Source organism: Phyllobacterium sp. K27 (genome assembly GCF_054796155.1).
Map to the genome: position 1 here is coordinate 1278955 of NZ_CM139240.1, position 24507 is coordinate 1303461.

At 52.1% G+C, this 24507-nt stretch carries 21 protein-coding genes and 1 tRNA gene; 10 read left to right on the forward strand and 12 right to left on the reverse strand.

Annotated elements, in window-relative coordinates; genetic code table 11:
• Positions 1-74: 74 nt before the first annotated feature.
• Positions 75-851: a tetratricopeptide repeat protein gene (locus ACYJL1_RS06230; protein ID WP_460897953.1), complete on the reverse strand. Its 777-nt coding sequence runs from the start codon at positions 849-851 to the stop codon at positions 75-77.
• A gap of 217 nt (positions 852-1068) precedes the next feature.
• Positions 1069-1320 carry a 30S ribosomal protein S21 gene (rpsU, locus tag ACYJL1_RS06235; protein ID WP_008124734.1) on the reverse strand — a complete coding sequence of 84 codons (252 nt, stop codon included), beginning with the start codon at positions 1318-1320 and terminating at the stop codon, positions 1069-1071.
• A gap of 28 nt (positions 1321-1348) precedes the next feature.
• Here rpsU and ACYJL1_RS06240 point away from each other — a divergent pair, with 28 nt between their 5' ends.
• From ACYJL1_RS06240 to ACYJL1_RS06265, 6 genes are all read left to right on the forward strand, one after another.
• Positions 1349-1576, forward strand: a complete 228-nt coding sequence (locus ACYJL1_RS06240) for a hypothetical protein (RefSeq protein WP_460897520.1) — start codon at positions 1349-1351, stop codon at positions 1574-1576.
• Between the two features lie 142 nt (positions 1577-1718).
• Positions 1719-2972 carry a sarcosine oxidase subunit beta gene (locus ACYJL1_RS06245; protein WP_460897521.1) on the forward strand — a complete coding sequence of 418 codons (1254 nt, stop codon included), beginning with the start codon at positions 1719-1721 and terminating at the stop codon, positions 2970-2972.
• Between the two features lie 20 nt (positions 2973-2992).
• Positions 2993-3352, forward strand: coding sequence for a sarcosine oxidase subunit delta (locus ACYJL1_RS06250; RefSeq protein WP_460897522.1), 360 nt, complete (start codon positions 2993-2995; stop codon positions 3350-3352).
• Positions 3353-3356: 4 nt separating this feature from the next.
• The gene (locus ACYJL1_RS06255) at positions 3357-6335 is read left to right on the forward strand and encodes a sarcosine oxidase subunit alpha (protein WP_460897523.1); all 2979 of its coding nucleotides are present in this window, start codon (positions 3357-3359) and stop codon (positions 6333-6335) included.
• The gene (locus ACYJL1_RS06260; RefSeq protein WP_460897524.1) at positions 6328-6882 is read left to right on the forward strand and encodes a sarcosine oxidase subunit gamma; all 555 of its coding nucleotides are present in this window, start codon (positions 6328-6330) and stop codon (positions 6880-6882) included. The genes ACYJL1_RS06255 and ACYJL1_RS06260 overlap by 8 nt, the downstream gene beginning before the upstream one ends.
• A 228-nt stretch (positions 6883-7110) precedes the next feature.
• The gene (locus ACYJL1_RS06265; RefSeq protein WP_460897525.1) at positions 7111-8286 is read left to right on the forward strand and encodes an alpha/beta hydrolase; all 1176 of its coding nucleotides are present in this window, start codon (positions 7111-7113) and stop codon (positions 8284-8286) included.
• Positions 8287-8293: 7 nt separating this feature from the next.
• On the opposite strand, the gene ACYJL1_RS06270 is transcribed toward ACYJL1_RS06265, so the two are convergent.
• The 7 genes from ACYJL1_RS06270 to cpdR form a co-directional block, all read right to left on the reverse strand.
• Positions 8294-8776 carry a MaoC family dehydratase gene (locus tag ACYJL1_RS06270; protein WP_460897526.1) on the reverse strand — a complete coding sequence of 161 codons (483 nt, stop codon included), beginning with the start codon at positions 8774-8776 and terminating at the stop codon, positions 8294-8296.
• A 66-nt stretch (positions 8777-8842) separates the two neighbouring features.
• Positions 8843-10138, reverse strand: coding sequence for an Hsp70 family protein (locus tag ACYJL1_RS06275; protein ID WP_460897527.1), 1296 nt, complete (start codon positions 10136-10138; stop codon positions 8843-8845).
• A gap of 193 nt (positions 10139-10331) precedes the next feature.
• On the reverse strand, positions 10332-11351 hold the full coding sequence (gene gnd, locus ACYJL1_RS06280; protein WP_460897528.1) for a phosphogluconate dehydrogenase (NAD(+)-dependent, decarboxylating): 1020 nt from the start codon (positions 11349-11351) through the stop codon (positions 10332-10334).
• A gap of 71 nt (positions 11352-11422) precedes the next feature.
• Positions 11423-12025, reverse strand: a complete 603-nt coding sequence (locus tag ACYJL1_RS06285; protein WP_460897529.1) for a DsbA family protein — start codon at positions 12023-12025, stop codon at positions 11423-11425.
• Positions 12026-12053: 28 nt separating this feature from the next.
• Complete coding sequence (locus tag ACYJL1_RS06290) at positions 12054-12929, reverse strand: FkbM family methyltransferase (RefSeq protein ID WP_460897530.1); 876 nt, start codon at positions 12927-12929, stop codon at positions 12054-12056.
• Between the two features lie 310 nt (positions 12930-13239).
• Positions 13240-13314: transfer RNA gene (locus ACYJL1_RS06295), tRNA-Val, on the reverse strand.
• A gap of 92 nt (positions 13315-13406) precedes the next feature.
• Positions 13407-13769, reverse strand: a complete 363-nt coding sequence (gene cpdR / locus ACYJL1_RS06300) for a cell cycle two-component system response regulator CpdR (protein ID WP_115052244.1) — start codon at positions 13767-13769, stop codon at positions 13407-13409.
• A 263-nt stretch (positions 13770-14032) separates the two neighbouring features.
• On the opposite strand from cpdR, the gene ACYJL1_RS06305 reads away from it, so the two are divergent.
• Positions 14033-14923: an N-formylglutamate amidohydrolase gene (locus ACYJL1_RS06305; RefSeq protein WP_460897954.1), complete on the forward strand. Its 891-nt coding sequence runs from the start codon at positions 14033-14035 to the stop codon at positions 14921-14923.
• A 238-nt stretch (positions 14924-15161) separates the two neighbouring features.
• Positions 15162-15935 carry a histidinol-phosphatase gene (hisN, locus tag ACYJL1_RS06310; RefSeq protein ID WP_460897531.1) on the forward strand — a complete coding sequence of 258 codons (774 nt, stop codon included), beginning with the start codon at positions 15162-15164 and terminating at the stop codon, positions 15933-15935.
• Here the strand turns inward: hisN and ACYJL1_RS06315 are convergent.
• Together ACYJL1_RS06315 and ACYJL1_RS06320 are read right to left on the reverse strand one after the other, a co-directional pair.
• The gene (locus ACYJL1_RS06315; RefSeq protein WP_460897532.1) at positions 15925-16908 is read right to left on the reverse strand and encodes an alpha/beta fold hydrolase; all 984 of its coding nucleotides are present in this window, start codon (positions 16906-16908) and stop codon (positions 15925-15927) included. The two genes, hisN and ACYJL1_RS06315, sit on opposite strands and share 11 nt — an antisense overlap.
• Positions 16909-17100: 192 nt before the next feature.
• Complete coding sequence (locus tag ACYJL1_RS06320) at positions 17101-17523, reverse strand: hypothetical protein (protein ID WP_460897533.1); 423 nt, start codon at positions 17521-17523, stop codon at positions 17101-17103.
• A 269-nt stretch (positions 17524-17792) separates the two neighbouring features.
• On the opposite strand from ACYJL1_RS06320, the gene ACYJL1_RS06325 reads away from it, so the two are divergent.
• Positions 17793-18260: an Hsp20 family protein gene (locus ACYJL1_RS06325; protein WP_460897534.1), complete on the forward strand. Its 468-nt coding sequence runs from the start codon at positions 17793-17795 to the stop codon at positions 18258-18260.
• 45 nt (positions 18261-18305) lie between these two features.
• Here ACYJL1_RS06325 and ACYJL1_RS06330 read toward each other — a convergent pair whose 3' ends face one another.
• Complete coding sequence (locus tag ACYJL1_RS06330) at positions 18306-19355, reverse strand: threonine aldolase family protein (RefSeq protein ID WP_460897535.1); 1050 nt, start codon at positions 19353-19355, stop codon at positions 18306-18308.
• 429 nt (positions 19356-19784) lie between these two features.
• On the opposite strand from ACYJL1_RS06330, the gene gltB reads away from it, so the two are divergent.
• The gene (gene gltB, locus ACYJL1_RS06335) at positions 19785-24503 is read left to right on the forward strand and encodes a glutamate synthase large subunit (protein WP_460897536.1); all 4719 of its coding nucleotides are present in this window, start codon (positions 19785-19787) and stop codon (positions 24501-24503) included.
• Positions 24504-24507 lie beyond the last annotated feature (4 nt).

Below are 24507 nucleotides of genomic sequence, written 5' to 3' on the forward strand. Positions count from 1 at the left end.
TCACATATATCCGGACATGAAAAACCCGCCATTCCGGCGGGTTTTTTGTATGGCCGATAATGTAATTTGCAGTATCAAGCGCCCCGAGTACGGGCAAGGCCATCCTTGGCTGGCTTATAGTTGGGATCAAGCTGCACCGCCTTGGCATAGGATTTGGCTGCGCGGGCTTTCTCACCGCGATGTTCATAGATGAGCGCCTGATTTGCCCAACCTTCGGCAATGTCGCCGTCAAGCTTGATGGCCGTGTTGAAATCATCGAACGCATTGTCGTCATCGCCGAGCGCGACATAGGAAATGCCCCGTCCGTTGTAAGGCTCTGCGGCATCGGGTTGCAGCGATATAGCGGTCGAAAAATCTTCGATAGCCTGTTTGTGCTGGTTACGAGCCTGATAGATCAGGCCACGATTGTGATAAGCACGCGCGTCGGTGGTGTTGAGCTGAATGGCCTGTTGGAAATCATTCAAAGCCTGGTCCAGGCGTCCCGCCTGACGGTATAGATTACCGCGACCAATATAGGCCGTATCATATTGCGGGTTAATCTGGATGGCTCTGCTGTAATCGGCCGCCGCTTGAGCTGTATTGCCCATGTTCCGGTAAACGAGCGCTCGATTCGCATAGGCCTGGTAGAAGTTTGGGTTTAACTGAAGGGCCGTATTGAAGTCCTTGATTGCGTCATTGCTACGACCGGCGCGTCCGAATGCTGATCCGCGCACATTGTAGGCTTCAGGATCTTTGGGGTTGTTACGGATAACGTCGTTGAGCGAGCTGATATTCTCGGCAGAGCCCTGAGCTTTATCGATCCCGGTCATGTCCGTTGCAGTTGTGTTGCACCCTGCAAGTGTGAAAGCCATTACGGAAGCCAACAGGATGCCAGCGATTCTAGTCGATCCCTTGATCGATGCAGGTTTGCGGTATGAAGCCATTTCCATTGAATGTGTCATGTTCCAATTGTCCTGTTCAACCAAAGCCTTTGCAAGCGAAAATGTTCCTATTCCGACAAACGAAAAAAGGGCGGTGTGACACAAGCCACTCCACCCCTTGTCGAGTCAAGGCGTCGATAATTGTCTATTAACGAGCCGCAGAAGCGCGGGCCGGTACTTTCTTGACAGGCATTGGCAAGAGGCCTTCACGCTGAGCCTGCTTGCGAGCCAGCTTGCGGGCGCGGCTGATTGCCTCTGCCTTCTGGCGGGCACGCTTGATCGACGGCTTTTCGTAATGATCATGCATCTTCATTTCGCGGAACATGCCTTCACGCTGCATCTTCTTCTTGAGGACGCGGAGGGCCTGATCAACATTATTTTCGCGTACGAGTACCTGCACGGTTTTTCCTGTATCTCTTAGAATTTCGTTGAGCCTGATTTTTGACGCCTATCCATTGAGTAGGGAACAAAAACCAAACTTCGCGACAGTCATCTATCGCAAACTGGGGTGGCCATTAGCAGAAACTTTTATCGATGTCCATGGCAGAGTTGTAAAGACCGGCGAGTATTTGTTTCAACGCACCATCAATTATGTAATTTGGGATTATCTGACGCGGAGCGCCAATCTCCGTCGCAAAATGGCAAAAGAGCTATGATCGGATACGGTACTGATGCATAAAAGCGTGGTTCTGGCCGTTAAAGACGATGTCGATATTTGAACAGGATCAAGCGGCACCACCCATTAATAATCGCTTTGCAATGGCTATTTTGCCAGGGCCCAATTGCTAGGAATGGACGATGCGGAAATATTCGGTATTTGCTTTGGCCCGGGAGGCGTTGCGCGCCCATAAGGGGTGGGATCAGCAATGGTCGTCCCCGGAACCCAAGTCAGAATATGACGTTATTATTGTTGGTGCTGGCGGTCATGGGCTGGCAACGGCATATTACCTGGCAAAAGAGCATGGCATCACCAATGTCGCTGTTCTTGAGAAGGGTTGGCTGGGTGGCGGCAATACCGGCCGCAATACGACGATTATTCGATCGAACTATCTCTACGACGAATCGGCAGGCATTTACGAGCATGCGGTGAAGCTTTGGGAAGGGCTGAGCCAGGATCTCAATTACAATGTGATGTATTCAGCTCGCGGCGTGATGATGCTCGCGCATAATATTCATGACGTTCAGGTTTTCAAACGGCATATCCATGCGAACCGACTGAACGGCATCGACAATGAGTGGTTGACGCCCGAGCAGGTCAAGGAATTTTGTCCGCCGATCAACCTTTCATCTAATGCCCGCTATCCGGTCATTGGCGCTGCATTGCAGCGGCGTGGCGGCACGGCTCGACATGACGCAGTTGCGTGGGGCTATGCCCGCGCTGCCGCAGACCGCGGCGTCCACATTATTCAAAACTGCGAGGTCACGGGTGTTCGCCGCGCACCCAACGGAGCGGTTCTCGGTGTAGACACCAATCGTGGACCGATCAACGCCAAGAAGGTTGGCGTCGTAGCGGCAGGACACACCTCTGTTCTGATGAACATGGCGGGCGTTCGTATGCCGCTTGAAAGCTACCCGCTTCAGGCGTTGGTTTCAGAGCCGGTCAAGCCGCTCATTCCCTGTGTAATCATGTCGAACACCGTCCATGCTTATATTTCGCAGTCGGATAAGGGCGAGATGGTCATTGGTGCAGGCACCGATCAGTACACCTCCTATTCACAGACTGGCGGACTGCACATCATCAATCATACGCTCGATGCCATTTGCGAGATGTTCCCCGTTCTGACACGCCTAAAAATGCTTCGGTCTTGGGGTGGTATTGTTGATGTGACGCCGGATCGATCTCCCATTTTGGCAAAGACGCCGGTTCCAGGACTCTACGTCAATTGCGGCTGGGGTACGGGCGGCTTCAAAGCCACGCCGGGATCTGGCAATGTTTTTGCCCATACAATTGCTCGTGACGAACCGCACAGGATCAATGCGCCGTTCACGCTTGAGCGGTTTACCACCGGACGCCTGATTGACGAAGCTGCCGCCGCTGCCGTTGCACACTGATTTCAAGAGAGACACGTATTATGCTTCTCATCAAATGCCCCTATTGCGAAGAAGAGCGTCCGGAACTGGAGTTCCGCAACGCTGGCGAAGCGCATCTTGTGCGCAATTCTTCGATCATCGAACAGTCGGACGAAGACTTCGCCTCCTACCTTTATTTCAGGCAGAATCCCAAAGGTTTGCAGTTTGAACGCTGGCGCCACATTCATGGCTGCGGTCGGTTCTTCAATGCCGTTCGCGATTCCGTGTCAGACAAATTTTTAGCTGTTTACAAGGCAGGTGAGCCAAAGCCTGATGTGGATGCACTTCTGTCTGGGAATGCGTCACAGGAAACAGCACCAGTAAAAAAACGTGCGCCCCGCACAAAGAAAGCGGAGCTTTGATCAGATGGTTCATTCCACTCATTCCGGAAGCAATCGCATTGCAGGCGCTGGTCGCCTCACCCCCGCCAAAACCGTACGGTTTACGTTTGATGGTCAAAACCTCACAGGGTTGGAAGGCGATACGCTTGCCTCGGCTCTGCTCGCCAATGGTATTCACCTGGTCGGCCGGTCGTTTAAATATCACCGGCCAAGGGGTATTCTTTCCGCTGGTAGCGAAGAGCCAAATGCTCTGGTCGATATTGAACGGGACAAGTCACGCAAGCAGCCAAATGTGCGCGCGACAGTTCAAGAAATCTACGATGGCTTGAAGGCGAAGTCACAAAATCGCTGGCCGTCGCTGACGTTCGATATTGGCGCGGTCAACGATGTTTTTTCGCCAATGCTGCCGGCTGGTTTTTACTACAAGACCTTCATGTGGCCGAAGTTTGCATGGAAAACGATCTATGAGCCGAAAATTCGCGCAGCTGCCGGACTTGGCGTTGTGCCGGACGAGCCCGATACGGACCGCTATTCCAATCGCTTTGCCCATTGTGACGTACTGATTGTAGGCGCTGGGGCCGCTGGTCTGGCGGCAGCTTTAAGTGCCGCGTCCACTGGCTTGCAAGTTATTCTTTGTGATGAGCAGCCAGAAGTGGGCGGGGCGCTTCGCTATGAAAGCGATGTCAAGATTGATGGCATTACCGGTTACGAATGGGCAACTGCCACTTACGCCAAACTGCGTGGGATGGATAATGTTCAAGTTCTGACGCGTACGACAGCGTTCGGTTACTATGCGCAGAATTTCGTAGGGCTGGTCGAACGCATCAGCGATCATTTGAGCCGCCCTGCTGCTGACATGCCGCGTGAGCGCCTTTGGCAGGTGCGTGCGAAAAAGGTTGTTCTGGCAACAGGTGCGATCGAACGGCATATGGTTTTTGCCAATAATGATCGCCCTGGCATCATGCTCGCATCTGCCGCACGCTTGTTCCTCAACCAATATGGGGTTGCAGTTGGCCGCAAGGTGGGTGTCTACACCGCCAACGACTCAGCTTACGCAGCAGCGATCGACCTGAAGCGTGCTGGTGTTGATGTGCCAGTCATTGTCGATACACGCGATGACCCGGTATCTGCCGTTATCGATGAAGCACGTTCGCTCGGCGTTGAAGTGTTGACTGGTCATGCGGTTTATAGCGCTGGCGGCAAGCGCCGTGTCTCCTCCATTTCCGTTAAGCGCAACAATGGCGGCAATGAGCGAAAAATTGCGGTTGATGCATTGATCATGTCCGCTGGTTGGACGCCTTCAGTTCACCTATTCTCACAATCTCGCGGCAAGGTAGCTTGGGATTCTGCCAATGAGCGCTTCCTGCCGGGAACCTATGCTCAAGATTGCGTTTCTGTTGGTGCCTGTAACGGCACCGACAATTTGCAAGCTGCCATAGATGAGGCCCTTACGGCTGGCGGCGGACAAGCCAGCGCAATTGTTGCCAGTGGCGGTACGAACTGGATCGCCGGTATGATCGGCTCCGCACCGGGAGCAGGTGCTGACACGACCGTTAAAGCCTTCGTGGATTTCCAGAATGACGTGACGGCGAAAGACGTTCGACTGGCGGTTCGGGAAGGCATGCATTCCATCGAGCATATCAAGCGGTTCACCACCAATGGTATGGCAACGGATCAAGGCAAAACTTCCAATCTGCATGGTCTGGCCATTGCTGCGGAGGCTTTGGACAAGCCAATTCCTTCGGTGGGTCTCACAACGTTCCGGGCGCCATTCACGCCTGTCACCTTCGGTGCGATCGTCAACCATGCCCGGCATAATTTGTTCGATCCCACTCGCCGCACTCCCATGCATGATTGGCATGAGGCTCAGGGCGCGCCGTTCGAAGATGTGGGGCAGTGGAAACGTGCATGGTATTACCCGCAGACGGGCGAGGACATGCATGCAGCAGTTAATCGCGAATGTGTCGCTGTGCGCAATCAGGCGGGCATTTTCGACGCCTCTACACTCGGGAAGATCGAAATTGTCGGGCCTGATGCCGCCAAGTTCTTGGAATTGCTCTATACAAATCCTTGGGAAAAGCTCGGAGTGGGGCGTTGCCGTTATGGTATCATGCTGCGCGAAGATGGCTTTATTTATGATGATGGTGTTGTCGGTCGCCTGGCAGAGGATCGCTTCCATGTGACAACGACAACGGGCGGTGCTCCGCGCGTGATGCATCATATGGAAGATTATCTTCAGACTGAGTTCCCGCATCTGAATGTCTGGCTGACCTCAACGACGGAACAATGGGCTGTCATCGCGGTCCAAGGCCCAAAAGCCCGTGATATCATTGCGCCGCTGGTTGAAGGTATTGATCTCTCGAACGAAGCCATGCCGCATATGAGTGTGCGGGAGGGTAAAATTTGTGGTGTTCCCACCCGCTTGTTCCGCATGTCGTTTACCGGTGAAGCTGGTTACGAAATCAACGTACCAGCGGACTACGGCAAAGCCGTTTGGGAAGCGGTCTATGAACAGGGTAAACCTTATGGCCTTACGCCTTACGGCACAGAGACAATGCATGTGCTACGCGCTGAAAAGGGTTATATTATCGTTGGTCAGGATACTGATGGAACTGTCACCCCGCAGGATGCCGGCCTGACATGGGCCATAGGCAAGAATAAAACCGATTATGTTGGCATTCGAGGACTTCTGCGCCGCGATCTTGTTTCCGACGGGCGCAAACAACTCGTCGGATTGAAGACGGTTGATCCGAAAATTGTGCTGGAGGAGGGCGCGCAAATCGTCGCCAATCCAAGCCAGCCTGTGCCCATGACCATGATTGGCCATGTTACGTCATCTTACTGGTCAGAAAATTGCGGGCGCTCCATTGCACTGGCACTGGTAATTGATGGAGCTAAACGACTGGGTGAGAGACTTTATGTGCCAATGCCAAATGGTGTGATTGAGGTTGAAGTAACCGGAATGGTCTTCTTCGATGAAAAAGGAGAACGGCTCAATGGTTGAGGTTATCCGCGCGACTCGCCTGCATCCGCTGCACGCCGGTCAATCCGACATTGTGTCGGTATCAGTAATGCTGGCTGACAACGCCACTCGCGTATCGCTTCGCGCCAGAGAAGATGCTGTGCCAGCGCTTTCCAAGGTGCTGGGTCTGACATTGCCGATGCGACCGAAAACGACCGCGTCGAAGGGCGATCGGTCGGCTCTGTGGATCGGTCCCGATGAATGGCTGATCATCGACAGCGCTGAGAGCAGCATCATGACGGCCCTTGCCAAAGTCACAGTATTGCATTCGGCGGTTGATGTTTCGCATCGCAATGTCGGCATTCTGGTGTCTGGTAAAGGTGCCGATGCCGTGGTCAATGGTGGGTGTCCACAGGATCTTTCGCTGACAGCATTTCCGGTTGGAGCTGCTTCGAGGACAGTGCTCGGCAAGATCGAGATTGTTCTCTGGCGTCTTGCTGAAAACGAGTTCCGCGTGGAATGCTGGCGGTCATTTTCGAACTATGCCTATGCTTTCCTTCAAGAATCTGCTCGGGATGCCGCAGTGTAATGGATAAGTACTCAACGAGGAGCTTATTCCTTGCTAATTCCAGCATCTTTTAACATGGCGATATAAGGGCGAGGGCCGTTCTCGCAAACATCAGCAATGCTGATGCAATTTTCCAGATATGATGTAAACAGACGCTGACAGCGTCGGCAAACACAATTACGCCGTCGTTTTTTATGAAGAGATTCGGATGACCGCCGATTCGCGTGGTCTGCTTGCATAGAGAAGCATATGGCGGTCAAGAAGCGTCTGGTTATCAATTTTACCGGTTATGAAGGTTTGCATCCTGATGCGGTACGTGGGCGTTATCTGAATAGTTCAGGTGACTTCAACAGGCTGTGGAGTGCAAAAACCAATGCAGGGCCAATGGTAGGCGATGGGCCGGGCGTCGCTTCCATGCGCATCGAAACCACTGGTGCGAATTGGAGCACAGAAACGGAATTCTGCCAGTATGGCACTGCCGATATTTTCGATGCCTATTCTGCCCGAAACGTTATTACCCGTTTCGCAACAGGCTTGATGGCCTTTCTTGATGTTCTTCTATCGGGCACCTTCTATCGATACATGCGGACCAGCTGGCGATTTTGCCTCTTCTTCATGTGGCCCTTTGCGCTTGCCTGCGTGATCGCGCTGGTGCTGCTTGGGGTTGGCTTGTCACCCATGTGGGCAGATTTTAATCCCTGGCATATGCTATGGAGTGTTCCACTTGCATTGGTTGCTTGCCGCATTCTTATCCGATGGCCGGGCGACAAAGTATTCTTTTCCTATCTACTTGATGATTGGGCCGCTGCATCTGACCGGATTCATGGGCGCAATAGCAGATTGATTCTGCGGCGCCGCGATTTTGCTGATCACCTTGTTCGGAAGCTGGCAGCAAGCGACGCGGATGAAGTCATTATAATTTCCCATAGCCTTGGGACTGTGCCAGCCGTGGAAGCGATCGCCGATGTCTGGCGCTCGCAACCGGAGTTATTGAAAAACAGACCGGTATCGCTGGTTGCAGCGGGGTCTTGCCTCCTGATGATCGCATTGCATCCCCAAGCGACAAGCTTAAAGGAAGATGTCCGGGTTGTGATGCAGGAAACGCCAGTGCTTTGGGTAGAATTTCAAGCCATTTCCGACATTATACATTTTTATAAGTCAAATCCGGCCAGTGCGTTGGGGATTAAACAGACGGTCATGCCCATCATCCGTCGAATAAGATTCAAGAATGTTCACAAGCCAGCACGTTATGCGCGGGCAAAGAAGAACTTTTTCAAGATGCACCTGTTGTTTCTCAAAGGGGCTCAGATACGCAACACCTACGATATGGGCATGTTTGTGCAAGGGCCCTTCATGTTTGCTGAACTGATGACCGAATATGATGGCGAACCGGCGCCACTCGATAAAGAAGGCAGGATTGGCTAAGAGCCTTTCAGTCCATTTCTGGCGGGTGTTCCAGCACTGCAATTGTCAGCCAGTTTGCTACGAGTGCAGGCTTGAGGAGGTTTTCAACCTCCAAAGTGACTTCGTAATTGTTGAGGACACGACCTGAAGGTCGGATATCAGCATCGACGAGCTTGAAGCGGGCACGAACGCGCCTCCCAGTGTTGACCGGAGACATGAAGCGCACTTTGTCAAAGCCGTAATTAATGCCCATTGTTGCACCTTCAATCATCGGCAGCGCTTCATAGGCCAGCGTTGAAAGCAATGAAATCGTCAGGAAGCCATGGGCGATGGTGCCTCCAAAGGGTGTTTCCTTTGCAGCGCGCTCCGGATCGACATGAATAAATTGGTGATCATCAGTCGCGTCGGCAAACAGATTGATCATATCCTGCGTGACAGTACGCCACTCGGAGCAACCGATTTCAGTTCCAACCGCTTCTTTCAGTTGTTTGAGCGTTATCGCTTCTTTCATGATATCGACTTTCCAAGCGCGTATGTAGGATGTGTTCTATTTCGATAGTCGGTTCCGGGCTGATTGTCATCCCTGCACGGTCCATTGGGCGATATCGTCGCGTTCCCCAATAAGTGCCAATCCGTGCGCTATGGAAAGGAGTTCACCGCCACTTTCGATCCGGCTCTCATCGAAGCGTTTCGTGAAAATATTGCGGACAGCAGGTACGAAGGACGTTCCACCCGTCAAGAACACTTTATCGATCGCATCCGGGGAGGTGTTGGTTTTGGCCAGCACCTCATCAAGCGCGCCTTCAATTCTTTCCAGATCTTCTGTTATCCAACTTTCAAAATCTGTGCGTTTGATGGTCTTCTTTCCACCGTGTCCAAGAGGAGCAAAGTTGAATTCCGCTTCTTCTGCCGATGACAATGCCATCTTCGTTGCGGACACTGCCTGATAGAGCGGATATCCTTCGTCATGTTCGACCAGATCCACAAAAGTCTCGAGTTTTTCCGGATCCAGGCTACTGCGAACGAGCTTTTTCAACTCAACGAATTCGCGCGAGGTTTTAAAGATGGAAAGCTGGTTCCAGCGACCGAAATTGGCGTACCATGAGGAAGGAACTTCGAGTTTCTTGTCAAAGCTCTTGAAGTAGGTTCCTTTGCCAATCTGTGGCGCGACGATCTGGTCAATCATGCGATAGTCGAAATGATCGCCTGCGATGCCAACACCAGAATGGCCGACTGGTGTCGCTTTCAACTTGCCAGCGAAACGCTCAAAGCGAATGATTGAATAGTCAGTTGTACCGCCACCGAAATCAGCGACCAGTACGGTAGCGTCAGACTTCAAATGTTGGGCGAAGTAGAAGGCTGCAGCGACGGGCTCATAAACGAAGTGCATCTCAGGAAAACCAAAACGCGTGAGCGCCTCGTTGTAGCGTTCCATAGCCAGGTCGGGATTAGGGTTGGCTCCTGCGAAATGAACGGGTCGGCCAGTCACGATACGGCTGACATCCGAAGGCCAGTTATCATCTGCATATGTTCGCAGCCGCTTTATGAAAATCTCCATGAGGTCTTCAAAAGTCTGTCGTTTTGCAAAAATCAATGTGCCCTGGAAGAGCGCGCTTGCTGCAAATGTTTTTATGGATTGAAGAAAACGGCAGTCGCCGGGATGATCGATGAATTGCCGTATCGCGGCGTGTCCCGCCTCAACTTTTAATGATGCAGCGCCCGCAAGAGGATCTTTCATGAACGACAATGCTGTCCGCATGCTGTCGGTTTCCCCAGCCCGGCTGGTGAATGTCATGGAGCGGGTGGAAGCTCCATCTGCCAATGCCATAACGGTATTGGTCGTGCCAAAGTCAAAACCCAGCGCCTGAGCCATGGCCGCGCTCCTTGTGCTGTTAAATTTTGCTAGTTTACGCGCGCGAAATGCGCTTTCGATTTGGGAGGCGCGTCATCGCATACCAATGCGCGCTATGCAAGAGAGCTATTTGGATGGTCTTTGAGGAAGGTCAGATATTTATAAATGCGGCAGGCATAAGCTTGCCGCATTGAGAGATGGGTGACTAAGGAGCTTATCCCTTTGGCTTTTCCTTATGTCCGCCGAACTCACTGCGCATGGCTGAAAGAATCTTATTCGCGAAATCAGCATTGCCACGCGATGAGAACCGCTCCTGCAAAGCTGCGCTGAGGACAGGTGTCGGCACTGCCTCATCAATGGCGGCCATCACTGTCCAGCGTCCTTCGCCGGAATCGGAAACATGGCCTTCGTAACTCTCTAAAGCGGGATCACCATAAAGGGCATCGGCAGTCAAATCGAGCAGCCATGAACTGATAACACTGCCACGACGCCATACTTCAGCGATCTCTGGCAGATCAAGCTTATATTGATAATGTTCCGGGTGTTGCAACGGTGTGGTTTCAGCGTCAACGTCGTGTTGACGCATGCCGATATCGGCATTTCGCAGAATATTCAGACCCTCAGCATAGGCTGCCATCAAACCATACTCAATGCCGTTATGGACCATTTTAACAAAGTGTCCGGCGCCATGCGGCCCGCAGTGCAGGAAGCCCTGATCGGCAGTACTGGCCAGGCCCTTCGGGCGGCTTTCAGTGACAGGCACTTCGCCCTTACCCGGTGCAAGAGCGGCAAAAATTGGTGAAAGGTGCTCGACGGTCGCTTTCTCACCGCCGATCATCAGGCAATAGCCGCGCTCAAGACCGAAAACGCCGCCGCTGGTTCCCACATCAACATAATGCAGACCTTTTGACCGCAACGCTCCGCTGCGACGAATATCGTCATGATAGTAGGAGTTACCACCGTCGATCAGGATGTCGTCTTTCTCAAGCAGGGGCACCAGTTGATCCAGAACCTTATCGACAACAGCTGCAGGAAGCATGAGCCAGACAACCCGCGGTTTGGTCAGCTTGGATACGAAATCTTGCAAGGAGGCGCTTGCCAAAGCCCCAAGCGCTTCCAATGCAGCCATACTTTCGGTACGCGCGTCATAAACAACGCATTCGTGTCCGTGCTGCATCAGGCGTTGGGTCATGTTGTTACCCATACGGCCCAATCCAATCATACCGAGTTGCATTTTTAATCTCCGGGAAAGTTGAAAATATCCTTGAGGAACACATTGCCGGTCGGATGGCTGTGTTTGGAGCGCTATTCGCTTCCTGATTTATCAACGGCTGTGCGAAGCGTGTCAATGTCCGGCACTTGGGGATAGAGCTTGCCATCGACGACGAATGCTGGCGTTCCAGCTAGCCGTAGTTTCTTTGCTTGCGCAGCGCTTTGATCCAATCGGCCTTGTATCGTATCGAAATGCTGTTCCAATGCGTCCCTGACCCGATTGGTGTTGATCCGCGCCGCTTTCAAGGTATCGTCCACCCGTTTCAGTGTGAGCCTGCCCGATACTTTCATTAAAGCGTGGAACGCTCGCTCATATTCTCCGCTATAACCCGCAGCCAAAGCCATTCTTGAAGCATAGACTGAAGTGTCGCCGAATATAGGCCAATCTCTCATAATCAGTCGTATCGACCCATGGTCTTTAAGCAATTTCTCCAGTTGAGGATGCAGCCGTTTACAGTTGGGGCATTGATATTCGAAGAACTCGACAATTGTCACGCTGCCTTTTGGATTGCCGAATACGGGCCAAATGGGCCCATCTTCCCGGGGTTGTTCTCTCGCCCCCGCTATTTGAGGCATAAGAATACCAGTTATGCCAGCGGCCAGAAGACTCCGGCGATTTAAAGATAAATTGGTCATTGGCTCCGTGGCAGTTTGCAGGCTTCAATTAAACCGGCAGTGCAACGATATCGATGTGGTCGCTGTCCGCCGTGTGCACATCGTTCATGATCGCCGGAATATCTTGCCCGCGATCAACCAATGTGCCTTCCGCTGTGATGATGGAAATTTGATAGCCAAGATCCATAAGGAACTTCAAATAAGTCTCGGGCGTAACGCTGGATATCCAGCCAATAAGATTTGGGCTGAACTCGCTGACAATAATGGGGCGGAATTTCCTCAATGTGTTTATCATACCGGTGAATGCTCTGTACTCGGCGCCCTCAATGTCGATCTTGACGAAATCGACCTTACTCCAGTCTTGCAAGACGTCATCGAGCCGTACACATGGGATCAAGCGTTTGATTTCGAGAGATTGCCCTGATTGAAGTGTTGCCGTGACGCCATTGGATCCAGATCCGTTTAGAGCAAGGACATCGGTTTTATCGCCGACTGCGCTCAAAAGAACATTAACGTGGCTGAAGGAATTCGCATCACGGCTTGCCACGAGCAAGCGTCCGTTTTCGACATTCGGTTCCACTGCAAGAACGCGTCCCCGACTCCCAACCAGCCCTGCACTCAGCATGGTGAAGTATCCAATATTTGCCCCGATATCGATGACATGCATTCCGGGTTTAACGTATTGTTGGAATATCTTCGTCACGTTCGGTTCATAGGCGCCTCCGATAACATTGATTCCAACATCCGGGTCGTTCTGATCCGCATAGATCCATGCATTGTTCAGAAAGACCTTTTCGATCTGCCGATCGGATGCCGGACCAAGCAGACGGCGGCTCTGGAACTCAAGCGAGTTGATGTACATGCGGACAATGTTCTCAAGCGGCTGGCCAACATAAGTGTAGTGAGATTTTTCAACTTCGTTCATTGTTCGACCTAAAATCAAACGGAACGCATAATCTATGTCATCTGTGGTCGTTATCATCATTGTCCTGGCACTCGATTATAAACCGGCTGTATCAACTAAAAGTTGTGCGCGGGGGCGATACTCACCGCTGCGATAATCAAACGCAAGAGCGTTTGCGTATTTCAGAACTTAAAGTAAATACGCAGCTGTTCTCCCCCACTGAGAGCAATGAGTTAAAAACAGTTCGATATGTGTGGAGAGGCTTAGGCGGATCAAGCGCGATGCATTTACTGCTCTCGCTTGAAATATCAACAATTGAAACTGGGTCAGATGGTGGGCGTGACAGGGATTGAACCTGTGACCCCTACGATGTCAACGTAGTGCTCTCCCGCTGAGCTACACGCCCATCTGCCGGGCGCATACACCATATTGAATTGTGTCCGTCAATAGCTGTTGATGGAACTTATCGCGCTTTCTTGCAGGAATGTCAGATCAGCTCTAGGCAGCGACGAGCATTTTTTCGATTTCATTGACGAGATCGCGCAAATGAAATGGCTTGGACAGCACTTTGGCATCTTTAGGTGCCTGCGAATCGGCATTTAAAGCCACGGCAGCAAAACCAGTGATAAACATGATCTTCAGATCTGGATCGATCTCGGATGCCCGGCGGGCCAACTCGATCCCATCCATTTCCGGCATGACAATGTCCGTCAGCAATAAGGAGAAGGGCTCTTCACGGAGACGATCATAGGCGCTGGCTCCGTTGTCGAAATGCGTGACGTGATAACCAGCTTTCTCCAGCGCCTTCACCAGGAAGCGCCGCATATCATTGTCATCTTCTGCAAGAAGTATTCTTTTCATCGGTCCGTCCGAACTATCTAGCGCCGATCATCCCCAGACCAGCGTTCTGTCAAATCTACAAAGCGCTTTTTTGGTAAAGATCGCGTGAATGATTTGCTAGAAATAAGACTGAATGTACAAAATGTCGAGGTGGTCCGGTACGGATAGACCATCTTAACAAAGATCGGCGAATGTTGCGTGCGCGATCAATTCCATTACGCGTGAACTTGCTCTAGAGTAGGTTAAACATTATCCGCAATTTCAGTAAACGCTTGAAGTGAATGATGACGGTCAGCCGCGATTTCCCAGATCACCCTCCATATGAATTGCGGCAGCCGTCCGATCAACGTATTCCATTTGTTTTCAACTCACCCCATAGTGGTCGCTTCTATCCGCCGAATTTCATCCTGCAATCGCAGCTTGATGCTCATGCGATCCGCCGCTCGGAAGATTGCTTTGTGGATCAGCTCTTCTCATCAGCAGTAATGTTGGGGGCACCACTGCTGCTGGCACATTTCCCGCGCGCCTATCTTGACGTCAATCGCGAGCCCTATGAACTCGATGCCAAAATGTTTTTGGAGCCTTTGCCTTCCTTTGCAAATGGACATTCTGCAAGGGTGGCTGGCGGTCTTGGCACTGTTCCCCGTCTCGTGGGGGAAGGGCAGGAAATCTACGCCCAAAAACTCCATATTTCCGAAGCGCTCGGGCGTATTGACAGTATCTATAAGCCGTATCATTCAATTTTGGGAAACATCCTTGCGGCTACATATGCCCGCTTTGGTTATGGCGTGCTGGTTGATTGTCACTCAATGCCTGCCAGCATTCGTTTTCCGGAAAGTGGAATGCGTCCAGATTTCATCATAGGGGATCGGTTTGGCACGAGTTGCGCCTCCGAATTGGCAAGTGCTGCCATACAGCTATTACGCGCAATGGGTTATGTTGTTGCGCACAACAAGCCCTATGCTGGCGGCTACATCACTGAACATTATGGGCGTCCCCTGAAGCACATGCATGCACTGCAGATTGAGGTCAATCGTGGCCTTTATCTGAATGAAAATACCTACGAAAAAAAACCAGGTTTTGAGCAGCTCCAGCGGGATATAGGACTGTTCCTTGCAGATCTGGTGTCCCTGCCGGACTTTTATTTTCTCGATACACCTTTAGCGGCAGAGTAGGAATTATCACCACATCCCAATAAAAAAGACCGCGCGTGAGCGCGGCCTAAGTCTAGGGAGGAAACGCCCAAGGAGGGCATAGACAGGTCACCCCATCCATTTCTCAGTCTATGCTGCATCGCACAAATGTCAAGGCAGGCGAGTGATTTTTTAAGCACTCGTCGCGTTTGCCTAAAAAATAAGCATAAATTGCGTGTTTTGGTCATGAAAGAGAATAATTAAGTCATCAGGAGCTGTTTTGGTCATCAATATTACCTTTTTGAAGCAAATTGCCGAGGTCGCAGCCGCGCAGACTCTGCCCCGCTTTCGCACAGTATCGCTGGTTGATAATAAATATCAGACTGGTTTTGACCCGGTTACGGAAGCTGACAGGGAAGCGGAGCGTGCGATTCGTGGCTTGATAAATGCTACTTTCCCGGAACATGGAATTTTGGGCGAGGAGTTTGGCGGAGAGAATCTTGACCAGCCGAATATATGGGTCATTGATCCTATCGATGGAACACGCGCTTTCATTTCCGGCTTGCCGGTGTGGGGGACACTTGCCGGATTGACAATCAATGGCGATGCGGTGGCAGGGATGATGTCCCAGCCGTTCACTCGGGAGCTTTTCATGTGTGATGGCAAAGCCTCGTGGTACGAAGGACCAGATGGGGTTCGCCGTTTGCACACGCGCAACACTACTGAGCTGGCCGAGGCAACGTTGTTTACCACTACGCCAGCGCTGTTCAAAGGTGTGCAGCGCGAGGCCTATGACAGGGTTGAGTCGGCAGCGCGGCTCGCTCGCTACGGTACAGATTGCTATGCCTATGCAATGCTGGCATCAGGATTTGTCGATCTGGTGATCGAAACCGGGCTGCACCCCTATGATATCGTCGCGTTAATTCCGATCATTGAAAAAGCCGGCGGTGTTATCACAACATGGGATGGTGGTGCGGCAGAGCAGGCAGGCGATATTGTTGCGGCGGCCACTCCGGAACTGCACGCCAAAGCGCTTGCGTTGCTCAATCAATAAGCTTTGTCTCGTCCGACAATTGTGTAGGTTCGTGGCCGGTTCCTGGAACGAAGGCGTCAAATGCAGCAAAAAACTGCTCGCGATAGAAATCCGCCTCCTGCAGAATCTCATGTTTTGCGCTATCAATTGTGAGAAGCGTGGTGTTGCGCAATTGCATGGCATAGCGCTCGATCGCCGGTGTCGAGACAATGCTGTCCGCCCCGGCGGCAATGATCAACATTGGAATACGGATTTTTTCGATGAATTCCGGGCGATTGACTTTGTTGATCGCTTTTGCGGCAGCAACAATCCAACTTGCCGTCGGGCCACCAAGAGCCAGTTCCGGCGCTTGTTCAAGTACGTCGGATTGGCGCTTGTAGCGCGTCGCATCCGATGTCACAGGGTTGTTTTCAAAAGGCTTGGCCTTGTACGGCCCGCTGAGCATGTAAGTTCTGCCAAGCCCGATAGAACGCAGGGAATTGGCAACGATCCTCGCTGTCAGTCCTTGCAGGCGCGTCATGGGAATATCAAGCAATGGCGATGTCAGGACCATACGGTGAATACGGTTGGACATGGAGGGTGCTGCAAGCAGCGCTATGAGCGCACCGGTGGAGTGAGCAAGAACGTAAAATGGGCCTTTGCAATCGGGAAGGAGTACGGTCTCGAAAAAGCACTCGAAATCAGCAACATAATGTTCAAAGCTTTTTATATGGCCCCGTGCCGCATCCCGCAGGATGCGGCTTGAGGCACCCTGTCCGCGCCAGTCAAAGGTGGCTATCGCGAAGCCGCGCGCCGCAATGTCCTTGGCGGTCTCGAAGTATTTTTCGATACACTCGCTACGACCATGCAGAATGATGACAGTTCCACGAACTTGATGTGTGCTGGCGGGAATGATTGCATAGCGCAGTTGTTTGCCGTCTGGCAGATCAAAACTATCAACGCGCGTACCGGCAGGAATAGGATTTGACGCCGTTTCGACAAGTGATCGGATCATGTGCGTTCGGATGCCTTAAAGAGCAAGTTGCCTCCGTGATAAAGCTGCGCCAACAGAAGGTCAAATCATGCTTGAACAGCAAATTTTTGAGTATTCGGAATAAAGATCGACCGGAAACTCTGCCTGAGAGCTTCCGGTCAGTACATTGCAGATGGAAGGGACGTTACATCTGCAATGATTTCGGCTTTTTTATCAGTAGGCCGGATTGATCTCGATGCTGAAACCAGAGCGACGATCACGGTCACGCCCCACGCGGCGAGTTTCAAGAATCTCGCCTCTGCGGGATACGACGACAATCACCGGATTGCCGCGACGGGAGGCCCTTACGAAATAGCGGCCACGTTCAAAATCGACATCGCGGACCCTGTAACCGCGACGTTCCAGCATACGGGCAACATCACGACGGCTAAAACGTTCGCGGCGGTCTTCACGCCAGTCACGCCGATCACGATCATAACGGCCGCGATCCTGAATGTAGTAGCCACCCGGTTCGTCCTGCTCCAGATAGATTGCAGGCGCATTATCGCGATAGTAGCGTTCCTGAGCAAACGCCGAGGAGGCGAAGCCCGTGATCAAAACGGCTGCTGCGGTAAGCGCGATAAGGGGTCTCTTCATTGTCCTGTCCTTTGTTTGCCGGGCTGTGTCCGACTGTGAGTGCAGTTATAAAATCATCGGGCTGAACGTATTCCGAAGATGATGTTCATTTTGCGTTCATTGAACGGTGCGGATTGATGCTAAATGGACTTGAAACCGTGAATTGCGCTTACCAAATAAGATTTGCAGCCGCCAAATCGGGGCTGCTGGTTCAACGGGATTTGCCACATCGGGAATCCTGCAGCGAATCAGAAAACGCAAACATTGTCGCTCTAAAGGAGGGCTTACCCATGCGTCACGTTGATTTTTCACCACTCTACCGTTCAACTGTCGGTTTCGACCGGCTTTTCACAATTCTCGACAGTTTGGCTCAGCCGGAAGGCGCCCAGACATATCCGCCCTATAATATTGAGCGGACAGGCGAGAGTACTTATCGCATCACGATGGCCGTTGCCGGATTCTCTGAGGATGAAATCCAGATTGAAGCCCATCGCAACCAGCTCAAAGTGACAGGCGAAAAAGCTGCTGAAAAGTCGGAAGGGTCCGAAACGCTGTATCGCGGTATTGCGTCTCGCGCATTTGAGCGCCGTTTTCATCTTGCCGATTTCGTCGAGGTCAATGGTGCCAGCCTGAAAAATGGCTTGTTGCACATTGATCTCAAGCGCGAAATTCCGGAAGAGATGAAACCACGCAAGATTGCAGTTACGGCTTTGTCTGACAATGAAGCCAAGCAAATAGAAGCAAAAGCCACGAACTAAGCAGTCGCTGCAACAAGTCGAGCGGCGCAGAAATGCGCCGCTTTTTTATGCGATCAGATCGCCAAATCGACGGACTTCTTCCTGCGTCGTAGCAAAGCTTGTCACAAGCCGAATCAATGTTTCGTTTTCGGCCACCATAGTTGCTTCATTGTGAGGTGGCTTCCATTCATAGAAGATTGCTCCGCTTGCCTGCAAACTCTGCACAATATCCTGAGAGGCGATTGCAAAGACTTCGTTTGCGCGTGGCTGCCAAGCGAGTTTCAGTTTTGATGAGGCCATAATACGCTGGGCCAGCTCGCTTGCCATATTGTTAGAATGGCCTGCAAGTTCCAGCCATAAGCCATCAGCGAAGTAAGCCTCGAACTGAGCTGCTACGAAACGGGACTTTGAGAAAAGCTGGGCAGATCTTTTCCGGATAAAGGGCAAATCCCTTGCCTGTTCGGGGTTCATGAATATTAAGGCTTCCGCACACCAGCACCCGTTTTTGGTTCCCCCGAAGGAGAGAATATCGACGCCCTGCTTCCAGGTCATGTCCGCGGGGCTGCAGCCCAGCGCAACAAGGGCATTGGCAAAGCGCGCGCCATCCATGTGGAGTGGCAAGCCATTGTCTTTGCAGAGTGCGCCAATGGCTGCGATTTCGGTCAGTTGATAAAGGGTGCCGATCTCGGTCGATTGTGTGATTGAAACGCTCATTGGCTGCCCGGCATGAACATTGCCGGGAGCGAACCCTTCAATAGCTGCTTTAAGATTATTGATATCGATACACCCAGTCGGCCCATCGACCGGCTGAAACCGGCCTCCGGCCGAGAGAAAGCTGGGAGCTCCACCCTCGTCGTCAATCAGATGAGCTTCGCGATGAGCGAAAGTGACGCCGCCGGGTCTGCTGATAGCGGCCTGAGCGAGTGAGTTAGCCGCAGTGCCCGTTCCGACAAAGAATACGGCTACTTCCCGCTCGAAGATCGTGTTGAATGTTTCTTCAATTAAGCTGTCGAGTTTGCTGGTGCCATAGGCTGAGGCGAAGCCACCTGCATGACGATTGAGATTTTCGGCAATTTTAGGATGGGCGCCGGCCCAATTATCGGACGCAAAATGCATAAAGCTTACCTCTGTTCACGATGGTGCAGCAGTGGTTTACGCCTTTAGAAGAATGGTGGAAAGCAGCAGAACCTGTCATTATTGGATGATGTAACTAGTTCTCTTTCGAATTTAGCGGAAAATCCAGTAACTGTAATTAATGAGACCAATTTGACATTTTGACGCAATCTTCTTTCGCCGAATGATGTTATTTTTTGCTTTTCCATCTTGTTTGTTTGGAATAATTCTGGCATATGCTGATACGACAGCATTGCTGTCCTATTTGTGGGGGACGATAATTGAGGACGGTGAGCCAAGTGCTTTCGTCCTTCTTGAGGTGCCCGCAATCCGCAATCGGAAGATATGCCGCATGAAGCGGGGCAGGAATTGTGCTATTCCGTCCCATATGACCAAGACCGCCCTGTGAGGGCTTCAATGGAGGAATTGACGATGTCGGATTTGACGCCATCTGTAACGACTGAACTCGCTCAGGCCGTACAGAGTCGTGCGGTCAAAACCAATAAATTGTCGGGTTTCCCTAAAGCCCAAGGCCTTTACAACCCTCGCAACGAACATGATGCCTGTGGTGTAGGCTTTGTTGCGCATATGAAGGGCGTAAAGTCTCGCAAGATCATCGAAGACGGGCTTTTCATGCTCGAAAACCTGACGCATCGCGGTGCCGTGGGTGCAGACCCATTGATGGGCGATGGCGCTGGTATGCTCGTCCAGATACCGGATGCTTTTTTCCGTGCTGAGTGGGCAGAAAAAGGTGTCGAGCTTCCTGCAGTCAATCAATATGCGGTTGGCTATTTCTTCATGCCACAGGACCCGGAAGAACGCGCTCACATAGAGCAGGTCGTCGCTGAAGTTATTGCTTCGGAAGGCCAGACGCTCATCGGGTTCCGTGACGTGCCGGTCGACAATTCCTCCCTGTCAAAGGCTCCGCATATCGCGGCGACCGAGCCGTTTCATCGGCAGGTCTTCATCGGGCGCAACCCGAGCATCGAATCCGACGAGGATTTCGAAGGTCGTTTGTTTGTCCTGCGCAAGGTGATTTCAAACCGTATCTATCAGGAGAATGGCGGCAAGGAAGGTGACTTTTATGTGGTCTCCATGTCCGCCCGGACGATTGTTTATAAGGGCATGTTTCTTGCCTATCAGGTCGGCGCTTATTACAAGGATTTGAAGGATCCGCGCTTTGTTAGTGCTGTCGCGCTTGTGCACCAGCGGTTCTCAACCAATACTTTTCCGTCCTGGAAGTTGGCGCATCCATACCGCATGGTTGCGCATAACGGCGAAATCAACACATTGCGTGGTAACGTCAACTGGATGGCTGCGAGACAGGCCTCAGTCGATTCAGAGTTTTTTGGTAACGACATTTCCAAGCTATGGCCGATTTCTTATGAGGGCCAATCGGATACGGCGTGCTTTGATAATGCTTTGGAGTTCCTTTTCCAAGGCGGATATTCGCTTGCTCATGCCATGATGATGCTGATCCCTGAGGCGTGGTCTGGTAACAAGTTGATCGCCGATGATCGCAAGGCATTTTATGAGTATCACGCGGCGCTGATGGAGCCCTGGGATGGGCCAGCTGCTGTTGCGTTCACGGATGGCCGCCAAATCGGCGCTACGCTGGATCGTAACGGTCTGCGTCCGGCGCGGTATCTCGTGACGGATGACGACTTTGTGGTCATGGCCTCGGAGGCAGGCGTGCTTCCAGTACCGGAAGAAAAGATCGTCAAGAAGTGGCGGTTGCAGCCTGGCCGCATGCTGCTGATCGATATGGAAAAGGGTGAGATTGTATCTGATGATACGATCAAGTCCGAAATTGCAAATCGCCATCCCTACAAGCAGTGGCTCAAGAACACCCAATTAATCCTGGAGGAGTTGAGTCCTGTAGAACCGCGCGCCTTACGCAAGGATGTCAGTCTTCTCGATCGCCAGCAGGCATTTGGCTATACACAGGAAGATACAAGAATCCTGATGTCGCCAATGGCGACAACAGGCCAGGAAGCTATTGGTTCGATGGGTACGGATACGCCGATCTCGGCGATGTCTGATAAGTCGAAGATGCTTTACACCTATTTCAAACAAAACTTCGCGCAGGTCACCAATCCGCCGATTGACCCTATCCGCGAAGAATTGGTAATGAGCCTTGTTTCGTTCATCGGTCCACGCCCAAACCTTTTCGATCTGGTCGGAACATCGCGCCGCAAGCGGCTCGAAGTGCGCCAACCCATTCTAACCAATGGCGATCTGGAGAAAATTCGCTCCATTGGTCATACGGAAGATCGTTTCGATACGAAGACGCTTGATACGGCCTATAATGTTGAAGAAGGCGCGGCTGGAATGGCTGGTGCTGTGGAGCGGCTCTGTGATCGCGCAGAAGCGGCGGTTCACGGTGGCTACAACATCATCATTCTTTCCGACCGTCAGGTCGGTCCGGATCGAATTCCGATCCCGGCGCTGCTCGCAACCGCTGCCGTTCACCATCATCTGATCCGCAAGGGCTTGCGCACTTCGGTTGGTCTGGTGGTTGAATCGGGTGAGCCGCGCGAAGTGCATCATTTCTGCTGCCTTGCCGGTTATGGCGCGGAAGCAATTAACCCGTATCTAGCCTTTGATACATTGCTCGACATGCACAAACGGGGTGAATTCCCGCCGGAAGTGGACTCGAAGGAAGTCGTATCGCGTTATATCAAGTCCATCGGCAAGGGCATCCTCAAGGTCATGTCGAAGATGGGTATTTCGACCTATCAGTCCTATTGTGGCGCCCAGATTTTTGACGCGGTTGGATTGAAGTCGGAGTTTGTTGACCGCTTCTTCTTTGGCACTGCGACGATGATCGAGGGCGTTGGTCTGGAAGAAATCGCCGAAGAAACAGTTCGCCGTCATCGGGATGCCTTTGGCAATGATCCCGTACTTTTGAACACACTTGAGGTGGGTGGTGAATATGCCTATCGCATGCGCGGTGAGGCCCATCTATGGTCACCGGACGCTGTAGCAAAGCTTCAGCATGCCGTACGGACGGACTCGCCCAGCACGTTTAAAGAGTACTCCGATATGGTGAACAGCCAATCGGCGCAGGCCAAGACCATTCGCGGCCTGTTCAATATCAAAATGGCTGCTGATACCGGGCGCAGACCAGTTTCAATTGATGATGTTGAACCTGCCAAGGAAATCGTCAAGCGGTTTTCCACGGGTGCTATGTCATTCGGTTCGATCAGCCGTGAAGCCCATACAACGCTGGCCGTTGCGATGAACCGCATTGGTGGAAAGTCGAATACGGGCGAAGGTGGTGAGGAGCCTGACCGCTTCTATCCACTGCCCGATGGAAAGCCGAACCCTGAACGCTCGGCAATCAAGCAGATCGCTTCCGGTCGCTTCGGTGTAACGACTGAATATCTTGTCAATTCTGACATGATGCAGATCAAGGTCGCTCAGGGCGCAAAGCCCGGCGAAGGCGGTCAGCTTCCGGGACATAAGGTCGATGCAACAGTTGCCAAAACCCGTCACTCGACACCGGGTGTCGGTCTTATTTCGCCTCCGCCACATCATGACATCTATTCCATCGAAGATCTGGCGCAGCTGATCTACGATTTGAAGAACGTCAATCCGGAAGCGGATGTTTCCGTCAAGCTTGTTTCGGAAGTTGGTGTAGGCACGGTTGCTGCTGGCGTTGCCAAGGCACGCGCCGACCACATCACCATTTCCGGATACGATGGCGGCACGGGTGCATCGCCGCTGACCTCGCTCAAGCATGCGGGCAGCCCGTGGGAAATGGGTCTGGCGGAAACGCAGCAGACGCTGGTGCTCAACGGGCTTCGCTCGCGCATCGCTTTGCAGGTTGATGGTGGTCTGCGAACCGGTCGCGACGTGATTGTCGGTGCGCTTTTGGGAGCTGATGAGTTTGGCTTCTCTACAGCTCCATTGATAGCGGCAGGCTGCATCATGATGCGCAAGTGTCACCTGAACACTTGCCCCGTTGGCGTTGCGACGCAGGATCCAGTCTTGCGCAAGCGCTTCAAGGGCACGCCTGAGCATGTAATCAACTTCTTCTTCTATATGGCGGAAGAGGTTCGTCAGTTCCTGGCTGAAATGGGTTACACGCGTTTTGAAGAGATTGTTGGCAAAGCCGAACTTCTTGAAAAGCGCGAGGCGATTGATCATTGGAAAGCCAAAGGGCTTGATTTCTCTCGCATATTCCACAAGCCGGAAGCGCCTGAAGAAAAGACGCGTTGGACCGAGCGGCAGAACCATCCAATCATCGATATTCTCGACCGCAAGCTTATTGAGCAGGCACTGCCCGCGCTCGAAAGCAAACAGCCGGTCAAGATCGAAATGGGCATCAAGAATGTCGATCGTTCCGTTGGTGCAATGCTTTCTGGCGAAGTTGCCAAGCGCTATCGGCACAAGGGATTGAAAGAAGATACGATCTCGGTCAAGTTTACAGGTACGGCCGGACAGTCCTTTGGTGCATTTCTGGCGCGAGGCATTTCCTTCGAATTGATCGGTGACGGCAATGATTATGTAGGCAAGGGACTTTGTGGTGGGCGTATTGTCATTCGCCCGCCTGAGAATACGAAGATCGTGCCGGAAAATTCAATTATCGTTGGCAATACCGTACTTTACGGAGCAATTGAAGGCGAGGCCTACTTCCGAGGTGTTGCAGGTGAACGTTTTGCCGTTCGCAATTCCGGAGCAATTGCCGTTGTCGAAGGCACCGGCGATCATGGTTGCGAATATATGACCGGCGGCGTTGTCGTGGTTATAGGTCAGACTGGACGAAACTTTGCAGCTGGCATGTCCGGTGGTGTTGCCTATGTCCTTGATGAGGCTGGTGATTTTGCTCAACGCTGCAACATGGCCATGGTTGAACTTGAGCCGGTTCCGGAAGAAGATGACATCCTTGAGAGGCTGCATCATCATGGCGGTGATCTGGCCCACAAAGGACGTGTTGATGTCTCGGCAAATATGACAAGGCATGATGAAGAGCGTCTTGTTCAGCTGATTTCGAACCATATGCACTATACGGGTTCCGGCCGTGCGAAAGAAATTCTCGATAATTGGGAAAGTTTCAGGCCAAAATTCGTGAAAGTCATGCCGGTGGAATACCGACGCGCGCTCGAAGACATGGAGCGTATGCGGATGGGTGTCGCAGCCGAATAGTTTC

Bases quoted from the DNA above. Each gene is read 5' to 3' on its own strand.
- ACYJL1_RS06285 (WP_460897529.1), bottom strand. From the start codon at position 12,025: ATGACCAATTTATCTTTAAATCGCCGGAGTCTTCTGGCCGCTGGCATA.
- ACYJL1_RS06275 (WP_460897527.1), bottom strand. From the start codon at position 10,138: ATGGCTCAGGCGCTGGGTTTTGACTTTGGCACGACCAATACCGTTATG.
- gnd (WP_460897528.1), bottom strand. From the start codon at position 11,351: ATGCAACTCGGTATGATTGGATTGGGCCGTATGGGTAACAACATGACC.
- gltB (WP_460897536.1), top strand. From the start codon at position 19,785: ATGTCGGATTTGACGCCATCTGTAACGACTGAACTCGCTCAGGCCGTA.
- ACYJL1_RS06245 (WP_460897521.1), top strand. From the start codon at position 1,719: ATGCGGAAATATTCGGTATTTGCTTTGGCCCGGGAGGCGTTGCGCGCC.
- ACYJL1_RS06325 (WP_460897534.1), top strand. From the start codon at position 17,793: ATGCGTCACGTTGATTTTTCACCACTCTACCGTTCAACTGTCGGTTTC.
- ACYJL1_RS06265 (WP_460897525.1), top strand. From the start codon at position 7,111: ATGGCGGTCAAGAAGCGTCTGGTTATCAATTTTACCGGTTATGAAGGT.
- ACYJL1_RS06315 (WP_460897532.1), bottom strand. From the start codon at position 16,908: ATGATCCGATCACTTGTCGAAACGGCGTCAAATCCTATTCCTGCCGGT.
- ACYJL1_RS06260 (WP_460897524.1), top strand. From the start codon at position 6,328: ATGGTTGAGGTTATCCGCGCGACTCGCCTGCATCCGCTGCACGCCGGT.
- ACYJL1_RS06255 (WP_460897523.1), top strand. From the start codon at position 3,357: ATGGTTCATTCCACTCATTCCGGAAGCAATCGCATTGCAGGCGCTGGT.
- ACYJL1_RS06305 (WP_460897954.1), top strand. From the start codon at position 14,033: ATGACGGTCAGCCGCGATTTCCCAGATCACCCTCCATATGAATTGCGG.
- ACYJL1_RS06290 (WP_460897530.1), bottom strand. From the start codon at position 12,929: ATGAACGAAGTTGAAAAATCTCACTACACTTATGTTGGCCAGCCGCTT.
- ACYJL1_RS06270 (WP_460897526.1), bottom strand. From the start codon at position 8,776: ATGAAAGAAGCGATAACGCTCAAACAACTGAAAGAAGCGGTTGGAACT.
- ACYJL1_RS06230 (WP_460897953.1), bottom strand. From the start codon at position 851: ATGGCTTTCACACTTGCAGGGTGCAACACAACTGCAACGGACATGACC.
- ACYJL1_RS06330 (WP_460897535.1), bottom strand. From the start codon at position 19,355: ATGCATTTTGCGTCCGATAATTGGGCCGGCGCCCATCCTAAAATTGCC.
- cpdR (WP_115052244.1), bottom strand. From the start codon at position 13,769: ATGAAAAGAATACTTCTTGCAGAAGATGACAATGATATGCGGCGCTTC.
- ACYJL1_RS06320 (WP_460897533.1), bottom strand. From the start codon at position 17,523: ATGAAGAGACCCCTTATCGCGCTTACCGCAGCAGCCGTTTTGATCACG.
- ACYJL1_RS06250 (WP_460897522.1), top strand. From the start codon at position 2,993: ATGCTTCTCATCAAATGCCCCTATTGCGAAGAAGAGCGTCCGGAACTG.